Here is a 9,874-nt window from a genome sequence, read left to right on the forward strand (position 1 = left end):
GCAGGAGGCTAGTAATTTGAATAATCTAAGTAACTTCCCGATGGAACCACACATGATGGGCTTTGTTGCATAAATATGTAAGCATCTGATTTAAATAGATTTAATTTTGGATCAAAAAAATAATCAAAACTTTTAAAATTATATAGTTATGAAATCTTTGTGCAACAAAGCCGTATTTAACTAATGAAAATAAATTGATGATTTTGAAATTACATTAATAAAAACATATACTTAAAACCAAAAAACTTTGCACATAAATAACACCTATTTTATTTTTTAACCTTAACTATTACCTTCAGGTTTTCAACCTAAATAATATAAAAACCCACTCAAAATGAGTGGGTTTTCGCATTCAAATCAATGAATTTGATAAATTAGTTTTTCTCTTTATCAACGATTTTGTTTGCTTGAATCCAAGGCATCATCGCACGCAGTTTAGCACCAGTTTGTTCGATACCGTGTGCAGCGTTTTGACGACGACGAGCAGTCATAGATGGGTAGTTCAACGCACCTTCTTGGATGAACATCTTAGCGTATTCACCAGATTGGATACGTTTCAGTGCATTACGCATTGCTTCACGAGACTGTTCGTTGATTACTTCAGGACCAGTTACGTATTCACCGTACTCAGCGTTGTTAGATACTGAGTAGTTCATGTCAGCGATACCACCTTCGAACATCAAGTCAACGATCAGTTTAAGTTCGTGTAGACATTCGAAGTAAGCCATTTCTGGTGCATAACCAGCTTCAACCAGAGTTTCGAAGCCCATTTTAACCAGTTCAACAGCACCACCACAAAGAACTGCTTGCTCACCGAACAGGTCAGTTTCAGTTTCTTCACGGAAAGAAGTTTCAATGATACCAGTACGGCCACCACCTACGCCTGAAGCGTAAGAAAGCGCAACGTTACGAGCATTACCAGAAGCATCTTGGTGAACAGCGATCAGATCAGGAACACCTGAACCACGTTGGAATTCTGAACGTACAGTGTGACCAGGTGCTTTAGGCGCAACCATGATTACGTCTAGGTCTTTACGTGGAACAACTTGGTTGTAAAGAACAGAGAAACCGTGAGCGAATGCAAGAGTTGCACCTTCTTTGATGTTTGGTTCAATTACATCGCGGTAAAGTTGAGCTTGGAATTCATCTGGAGTCAGAATCATAACAAGGTCAGCTTGAGCAACAGCAGCAGGTACTTCAGATACTTTAAGACCAGCGTTTTCAGCTTTTTTCCAAGAAGTAGAACCAGCGCGCAGACCTACAGTCACGTCAACGCCAGAGTCTTTAAGGTTAAGCGCGTGTGCGTGACCTTGTGAACCATAACCAATGATTGCTACTTTCTTAGATTGGATGATAGATAAGTCGCAGTCTTTATCGTAAAAAATTTGCATTGCTGTCTCCGCTTAAATGCTTGTTTGTCTGTTTCATCAGGCAAGTCACCAGTATATGCCTTGCCTGATTCCCTCTTCTTAATTCAGTCGAGGTAATTCCTTGAATTTAGATGGTCAGTACTTTTTCGCCACGTGCGATACCAGACACACCTGAACGTACGACTTCTAGAATCGTGTTTTCTGCTAATGCATCAATAAATGCATCAATTTTTTCAGTCGTACCGGCAATTTGGATGGTATAAGTTGTTGGCGTTACGTCCACAACCTGACCACGGAAAATGTCAGCAGTACGCTTGATTTCATCACGTGCAGAACCCAGTGCTTTTACCTTGATCAGCATCAGCTCACGTTCGATGTGTGAACCTTCTGACAGGTCAACTACTTTAACCACTTCAACTAGCTTGTTCAGCTGTTTGGTGATCTGTTCGATCTTGTGATCATCACCATAAGTGGTCAGAGTCAGACGTGAAAGTGTCGGATCTTCGGTTGGTGCCACGTTCAATGTCTCGATATTGTAGCCGCGTTGTGAGAACAAGCCCACTAAACGGGATAATGCACCAGCTTCGTTTTCAACGAGTACAGAGATAATATGTCTCATGAAGTGCGCTCCCCTTTAGCCAACCACATATCTTTCATTGACTGACCAGCTACCAACATTGGATAAACGTGTTCCGTACGGTCAACCATTACGTTAATAAATACGCACTTATCATTGATCGCCATTGCTTCTGCAAGCTTTGATTCAAGCTCGTCTGCATGGTTAATTTCAATGCCTACATGACCATAAGCTTCCATCAGCTTACCGAAGTCAGGCAGTGATTCTACATAAGAACTAGAGTGACGACCTTCGTAGTTCATATCCTGCCACTGTTTTACCATACCTAAAGCACGGTTATTCAGGCACAGAATTTTCACGTTCAAGCCATATTGCTTACAGGTTGAAAGCTCCTGAATACACATCTGAATTGATGCTTCACCAGTGATACAAACCACTTGCTGATCCGGGAAGGCCAGTTTCGCCGCCATTGCGTATGGCAAGCCTACACCCATGGTACCCAGACCACCAGAGTTGATCCATTGACGAGGACGTTTATAGCGATAGTGCAAGGCACCGAACATCTGGTGTTGACCTACGTCAGAGGTAATGATCGCTTCACCATTGGTGATTTTATCCAGCGCACGAACCACCTGTTGTGGCTTCATGGTACCATCTGTTGGCACTTCGAATTTCAGGCCGTGGAAGGCACGCCATTCATTGATCTGTTTCCACCATGCAGCAATCGCTTCAGGATTTGGCTTGGACACATTCATCTGTTTCAGCTGGTTCAGCATTTCGTTCAGTACAGGTTCAACTGCACCCACGATTGGAATGTGCGCCATGATGGTTTTAGAAATGGTCGCCGGATCGATGTCGATGTGAATGACTTTGGCATTCGGACAGAATTTAGCAGGGTTATTGGTTACACGGTCATCAAAACGTGCACCTACCGCCAAGATCACATCGGCATTCGCCATGGTCATGTTGGCTTCATAAGTCCCATGCATACCCAACATGCCGATGAATTGATCATCATCGCCAGGGAATGCGCCTAAGCCCATCAAGGTATTGGTCACTGGATAACCCAGCAAATGTGCAAGTTCAGTCAATTGAGCTGAAGCATTGCCTTGAACCACACCACCACCAGAGTAAATCACTGGGCGTTTCGCGTTAATCAGTTCATCAATGGCTTTACGAATCTGACCTGAGTGACCACGGTAAGGTGGCTGATAAGAACGCATCTTGATCTTTTCAGGATATTCGTAGGCAAATTTTTCTGCAGGGTTAGTTGCATCTTTCGGAATATCAACAACCACTGGACCTGGACGGCCAGATGCTGCGATATAGAATGCTTTTTTAATAACTGCTGGAATTTCGCTTGCATGACGCACTTGGAAGCTGTGCTTCACGATCGGACGAGAAATACCGACCATATCGGTTTCCTGGAACGCATCCTCACCGATCAAATGGCTTGCGACCTGACCTGACAGTACGACCATTGGAATAGAATCCATATAGGCTGTTGCAATCGCGGTCACGGTATTAGTTGCACCTGGACCTGAAGTCACCAGTACAACACCTGTCTTACCTGTTACACGTGAGTATGCATCTGCCATGTGACCGGCAGCTTGTTCATGACGTACTAGGTAATGTTTGATTTTGTCTTGTTGAAATAGCGCATCGTAAATGTGTAGAACTGCGCCGCCTGGATATCCAAAAACATGTTCAACGCCTTCATCCGCTAATGCGCGAACGAGCATTTCACCACCAGATAAAAGTTCCAACGTGATTCACCCTAATATTATTCACTGCGTAAATGGGAGGCATTTGCAGTGTCTCATTCAGTAACTGTCTGCACTGTTATAGCACACATATATCATAGTTTTCATCGCAATAGGGAAAAAATCTGATCTCTCAGCTGTTCGAGCAATATGAGATCTAAAACATGTTGGGATAAACATATTTTGTTTAGCTTTGTTCAATTTCTCGGCTAGAGAAATCGCCCATTGCATGAAATGACACTTATTCGAAGGGTGATCGAGATAAGGCATGTAAAACTATTGCTGCATTCTTGTGTTTTCAGCCTCTAAAGTCAAGTTTAAAAAACGTGCTATACACCATAAATTTCATACTTTTCGCTGTTTTTCTAAACTTTTATCTATATAGCTGTACTAAAACCCCTAATAACTAAAAAAAATATAATTTAAAAACAATAAATTAAATATTTATTCCTATAAATTTTAAATATGCTTTATATAAAAATTTTGAATGAATTTTTATGATTTTTAATTTTACTTTTTATGAATGACTCATATAAAAATTTGACGTTCCTTCAGAAATACGTCGACAAAAAGCCGACAAATGCCCTTACTTCATTATTTAAAAGGACTACAATATCAAAAACCTTAGTGCTTGAATTGCAAAGGATAGATCAGAATGAATAGTTCACGCTTCGCTGCTTTGGCAGGCATGCTTTGCATCAGTTTAATGGGCAGTAATGCCATGGCCAATGAATTCTATAAATGGGTCGATGCCAAAGGGGTTACTCATTACACCAAGACTCCGCCACCTAAGAATGCCAAAAAAACAGGCAAAGTGGAGACCTATGGCTGGAAGAACTCCTACCCGACACCATCTCACAGCACTGCGCCTGCTGCTGACTCCAAGTCTGCTAAAGAAGAAAATTCCGCTCCAGTTGAACAAAACCAGTCTCAACCAGCGGCTCAACCTGCAACATCAGGAAAAATGCTCTAAGCAGAACTTAATTCTGGGACATTTTCACTGACATTTCGAACGCGCAAAATTCACTTTTAGGTGCATTTTGCGCTATGCTGTGCAACAAACTTTTCCACCGTAATTCATTAATACGTTTATGACTACTCACATTGACTCAGAATACCAAGCCAGTGCGATTGAGCCTCAAGTCCAGCAGGACTGGGAATCTCGCAAAGCCTTTAAAGTTGCCGACACTGTAGAAGGTCCACGTCGTTATATCCTCTCGATGTTCCCTTACCCAAGTGGCAAGCTGCATATGGGTCATGTGCGTAACTATACCATTGGTGACGTGATCAGCCGTTTTCACCGCCTAAAAGGTGAAACTGTACTGCAACCGATGGGTTGGGATGCGTTCGGTCTGCCTGCTGAAAATGCGGCTATTGCACACAAAGTTGCTCCAGCAAAATGGACCTTTGAAAACATTGATTACATGCGTAATCAGCTGAAAAAACTGGGTCTGTCGATTGACTGGGATCGTGAATTCGCAACCTGTACACCAGAATACTATCGCTGGGAACAGTGGCTGTTTATCCAGCTGTATAAAAAAGGCCTGATCTACCGCAAACTTTCAACTGTAAACTGGGATCCAGTCGACCAGACCGTTCTGGCGAATGAACAGGTTGAAAATGGTCGTGGCTGGCGTTCAGGTGCATTGGTTGAAAAACGTGATATTCCAATGTACTACTTCCGCATTACTGACTATGCGCAAGAATTACTCGATGACCTTGAAACGTTAAAAGACGGTTGGCCACAACAAGTGCTGACCATGCAACGCAACTGGATTGGTCGCTCTCAGGGTATGGAAATCACCTTCCCTTCTGCAAATCCAGAAATCTATGCAGATGGTCTGACTGTATTCACGACTCGTGCCGATACACTAATGGGTGTAACTTATGTTGCGATTGCAGCTGAACATCCAATGGCGCAAAAAGCCGCTGAAAATAACCCAGCGTTAAAAGCCTTTATCGAAGAATGCCGTATGGGTTCTGTGGCAGAAGCCGATCTGGCGACTGCCGAGAAAAAAGGCATGGCGACTGGTCTGTTCGTGAAACATCCACTGACTGGCGAAGAAGTTCCTGTCTGGATCGCCAACTATGTACTGATGTCTTACGGTTCAGGTGCGGTGATGGCGGTACCTTCACACGACGAACGTGACTTTGAATTCGCCAATAAATATGGCCTGACCATCAAGCAAGTCATCGATGCCAAAGGCGCAGATGATACTGAATTCTCTGCAACTGAATGGCAAGAATGGTACGGTTCGAAAGAAGGCAAACTGGTAAATTCAGGCGAATTTGACGGTTTAGACTTTCAAGGCGCGTTTGATGCCTTCCTGGAAAAACTAGAACCACAAGGTCTTGCGAATGTAAAAGTTCAGTTCCGCCTGCGTGACTGGGGTGTTTCCCGTCAGCGTTACTGGGGTTGTCCAATCCCAATGATCAACTGTGAAAAATGTGGTCAGGTGCCAGTTCCAGAAGATCAATTACCAGTAGTTCTACCAACTGACGTTGTGCCAGATGGTTCAGGCAACCCGCTGAACAAAATGCCGGAGTTCTATGAAACCAAATGTCCATGCTGTGGCGGCGATGCACGTCGTGAAACCGATACACTGGATACTTTCGTAGAATCATCTTGGTACTATGCACGTTATGCATCCCCAGACTTTACTGGCGGTATGGTAAAACCAGAAGCAGGTAAAACCTGGTTGCCAGTGAACCAGTACATCGGTGGTGTTGAACACGCGATTCTACACTTGTTATACGCACGTTTCTTCCACAAATTAATGCGTGATGAAGGCGTGGTTGAAGGCAATGAACCATTCACTAACCTGCTGACTCAAGGTATGGTGCTGGCGGATACCTACTACCGTGAATCTGAATCTGGCAAGAAAACCTGGTTCAACCCGGCAGATATCGAACTGGAACGTGACGAAAAAGGTCGCATCATCTCTGCAAAATACAAAGGTGACGGCGAGCCTGTAATCGTGGGCGGTCAGGAAAAAATGTCGAAATCGAAAAACAACGGTATCGACCCGCAAGCGATTATTGACCAGTACGGTGCCGATACTGCCCGTGTATTCATGATGTTTGCTGCACCACCAGATCAATCACTGGAATGGTCTGATGCTGGTGTGGAAGGTTCTAACCGCTTCCTGAAACGTGTATGGCGTCTGGCTATTGGTTTCCTTGAAAAAGACAATGCAGCGACTGAAATCGATAAGGCTAAACTTTCAACCGCTGCGCAAGACCTGCGTCGTAAAACGCATGAAACCATCCAGAAAGTGGGTGATGACATCGAACGTCGTCATGCCTTCAATACTGCGATTGCGGCATTGATGGAACTACTGAATGCAACCAACAAGTTTGAAGCAAAAGATGACAACGATGTTGCGGCAGCCCGTGAAGCCATCATCACCCTGCTGACCTTACTGGCTCCATTTGCACCACACTTAAGCCAAACTCTGTTGGCTCAGTTTGGTATCGAGTTAACTTCTGCTCAGTTCCCGCAAGTGGATGAGTCTGCGCTAACTCGTAACACCCAAACCATCGTAGTACAGGTGAACGGTAAACTGCGTGGCAAGCTAGAAGTTTCTGTAGATGCGTCTAAAGAAGACATCCTGACACAAGCCAAAGCTTTACCAGAAATCCAGCAATTCCTGACTGGTCCGACCAAGAAAGAAATTGTGGTGCCAAATAAACTTGTAAACCTTGTTGTCTAAATAAATTTAGAGAAATTCCTCCCACCCTCCCTTTAATAAAGGGAGGAGCTGCGCTTCCTAGAAGCACTACACATTGTGGAAAGTCCCCCTTTGAAAAAGGGGGATTTAGAGGGATTAAATTTAGCAAGTAAAACAATTCCCAAACAAAGCCCGTTGCCAGTCAACGGGCTTTGACTTTACAATCCGGTTCAGGATTTCAGATATTTCCTTCGGGAAGAACAGAGGACAACGCATGCATTTGGGCAAACGTTTAGCAGCAATTGTTTTAACTTGTGGTCTAAGTGCAGGCCTCGTTGGCTGTGGCTTCCATTTAAAAGGGACCAATCCAAGCTCAGTACCTGTTACTTACTCGGTGATGAGCCTGGCTTTACCAGCGAATACGGAAGATTTACAGGAAAAATTGGCGATTTACCTCGGTGCGGCTGGGGTACAGTTGACTAACTCATCCAATGGTTATGTACTGCGTGTACTGGACTATACGCCTCGTCGTATGGAGCTCAATGGCAAGCTGGTAGAAACCTTGCTACGCCTCAGCGTGACCTTCCGTATCGAAGATGCGCAAGGCAATCCGGTAACTGAACCGCGTACCGTGATTGCAACCCGTACCTATCAATACGACATTGAAACTGTGAATACCGATGACCAGGAACAGGTATTCCTGAAACAGGTACTTGTGGATGATGTAGCTCAACAGATTGCCCGTCAGATTTCATCCAACCGTTTGCCGCTGGCAAAACCAGATACTTCTGCTCAACCTGCTAAGTAAGAGCATTGTATGAAACTTGACTATCTGCAGGCATTAAAGCGTGTCAACGAAGCTCGTGGTGCTTGGGTATTGCATGGTCAGGAACCTTTACTTGAACAAAATTTGATGGATGCCTTTCGTACTAGCTGGCAACAGCGCGAAGTCGAGCGGCAGCGTTATGACATCAATTCGGCCAGTGACTGGAAAAATGTTTTTAATGCCCTAAACAGCCTGTCGTTATTTTCCACCCGGCTTGCTGTGGAAGTGCATGGCAACATCAAACCGGATGCTAGTGGCATCAAACAGCTGAAAAGCTATTTACAGCAAGATAGCGACAACCTGTTACTGGTTGTCATGCCCAAGCAGGACAGTAGCAGCCTCAAGTCCAGCTTTTTCCAGGTCATGGATGCTAATGGTGTCAATGTTTCCCTGGCAGCGAATTATCCTCGTGACCGTCAGCAGATTCTGTCAGTCGAAGCGGAGAAGCTGGGAATTAAACTGGATAATGACGCTTGGGCCTGGTTGGAACAGCATCATGAACATAACCTGCTCGCCGCCAAAAACAGCCTGATGCGTGTCAGTGATACATTTGCCGATGTGGAAATAATCCAAGTTGAGCATCTCTATGCCTGCCTACAGGATCAATCCCGCTATAGCACTTATGATCTCAGTGATGCGCTACTGAATGGCAACTTGGTGCAATCAATCAAGATTTTTCAGTACCTGATTGCGTCGGGCGAACCGATGAGCCTGATTTTATGGAGTATCAGCAAAGAAATGCGCCTGCTGATGCAACTGTTTGAACAGCCGCAAAATGCGTTGCAAATTGGCATCTGGAAAACCAAAGTAGGTTTGTATCAACAGGCGCTGCGACGTTTAAGTCCACAAATTTTTTTAAGCTGGCCTCAGCTTTTATTGCGGATCGATACCTCAATTAAAGGTCTCGGCCATGAGAATCCTGAACATTTGGTGCTGCAAGCCATTAGCAGCATGTGTGGCAAAAGCCTGTGGACTTCGCCGGTTTAACTGAAGAACCGTGCAAACCAGCCCTTGCCTTTTTTCTGTTCCTGAACTTTTAGATAATGAATCATGTTATCTCGCACGGCATCGACATAATTCTGATCATCGTGCTGAATATGATTGATTAACCATTTCGACAACAGGCGATACAGATCATTTTCGATCGATAAACCTTGATGAAATTTCTCGCGATAATCATTCAAGCGTTTGACAAACAGACCATGAATGCCGCGATGCGAAGGCAAATACTGATAATGCACCTGTTCCAGAAGATTTTCTTCGAAAGTAAAATGTGACTGGGTATAGTCAATTAAATCCTCCAAAACTTCTTTAATTTTACCGCGATTCCCCGTCTTTCGAACCTCTTCCAAGATATTAATATAGTCCAAAATTTGGCGGTGCTGATTGTCGATCACCTCAATACCGATATTGTAACTATCATTCCATTCCATGAATGTTTCCCGTCTAGAATTTTTAAAAATAATTGTTAAATCTTATAAGTTTATAAGGGCTTCATCGATTTGTAATGCATACCCTTATTTTTTATAAGGGATTTCGATATTAGGGTATTTTTTGGTCGTAATCTAGAGGTTTATGATTAATTTTTTATTTTTATTACGCCAATCTCAACTTTAAATAAGCTTTTCAAATTGAATCGGCGAATAACCACATTTTTTATTCATAAC

General features: G+C 43.7%; 8 protein-coding genes. 4 read left to right on the plus strand and 4 right to left on the minus strand.

Annotated features, from left to right (window positions below; genetic code table 11):
• Nucleotides 1–374 precede the first annotated feature (374 nt).
• From ilvC to GW12_RS03545, 3 genes are all read right to left on the minus strand, one after another.
• Nucleotides 375–1,391 (minus strand): ketol-acid reductoisomerase, encoded by a 1,017-nt coding sequence (gene ilvC / locus GW12_RS03535; RefSeq protein WP_034583481.1) that lies wholly within the window; start codon nucleotides 1,389–1,391, stop codon nucleotides 375–377.
• Nucleotides 1,392–1,497: 106 nt separating this feature from the next.
• Nucleotides 1,498–1,989: an acetolactate synthase small subunit gene (gene ilvN, locus GW12_RS03540; RefSeq protein ID WP_034583484.1), complete on the minus strand. Its 492-nt coding sequence runs from the start codon at nucleotides 1,987–1,989 to the stop codon at nucleotides 1,498–1,500.
• Nucleotides 1,986–3,713 carry an acetolactate synthase 3 large subunit gene (locus tag GW12_RS03545; protein ID WP_034583486.1) on the minus strand — a complete coding sequence of 576 codons (1,728 nt, stop codon included), beginning with the start codon at nucleotides 3,711–3,713 and terminating at the stop codon, nucleotides 1,986–1,988. Before GW12_RS03545 ends, ilvN begins: the two co-directional genes overlap by 4 nt.
• 652 nt (nucleotides 3,714–4,365) lie before the next feature.
• Between GW12_RS03545 and GW12_RS15310 the strand changes: the two genes are divergently transcribed.
• The 4 genes from GW12_RS15310 (at nucleotide 4,366) to holA (ending at nucleotide 9,194) form a co-directional block, all read left to right on the plus strand.
• Nucleotides 4,366–4,683 carry a DUF4124 domain-containing protein gene (locus tag GW12_RS15310; protein WP_081403449.1) on the plus strand — a complete coding sequence of 106 codons (318 nt, stop codon included), beginning with the start codon at nucleotides 4,366–4,368 and terminating at the stop codon, nucleotides 4,681–4,683.
• Nucleotides 4,684–4,801: 118 nt separating this feature from the next.
• Nucleotides 4,802–7,423 (plus strand): leucine--tRNA ligase, encoded by a 2,622-nt coding sequence (leuS, locus tag GW12_RS03555; protein ID WP_034583488.1) that lies wholly within the window; start codon nucleotides 4,802–4,804, stop codon nucleotides 7,421–7,423.
• A gap of 232 nt (nucleotides 7,424–7,655) precedes the next feature.
• A complete protein-coding gene (locus GW12_RS03560; RefSeq protein WP_034583489.1) occupies nucleotides 7,656–8,189 on the plus strand; it encodes a lipoprotein in 534 nt (177 codons plus the stop codon).
• 9 nt (nucleotides 8,190–8,198) lie between these two features.
• Nucleotides 8,199–9,194 carry a DNA polymerase III subunit delta gene (gene holA / locus GW12_RS03565; RefSeq protein WP_034583491.1) on the plus strand — a complete coding sequence of 332 codons (996 nt, stop codon included), beginning with the start codon at nucleotides 8,199–8,201 and terminating at the stop codon, nucleotides 9,192–9,194.
• On the opposite strand, the gene GW12_RS03570 is transcribed toward holA, so the two are convergent.
• Nucleotides 9,191–9,640, minus strand: coding sequence for a bacteriohemerythrin (locus GW12_RS03570; protein ID WP_034583493.1), 450 nt, complete (start codon nucleotides 9,638–9,640; stop codon nucleotides 9,191–9,193). The genes holA and GW12_RS03570 overlap by 4 nt on opposite strands.
• Nucleotides 9,641–9,874 lie beyond the last annotated feature (234 nt).

The organism is Acinetobacter sp. HR7 (assembly GCF_000773685.1).
Taxonomy (GTDB): Bacteria; Pseudomonadota; Gammaproteobacteria; order Pseudomonadales; family Moraxellaceae; genus Acinetobacter; species Acinetobacter thermotolerans.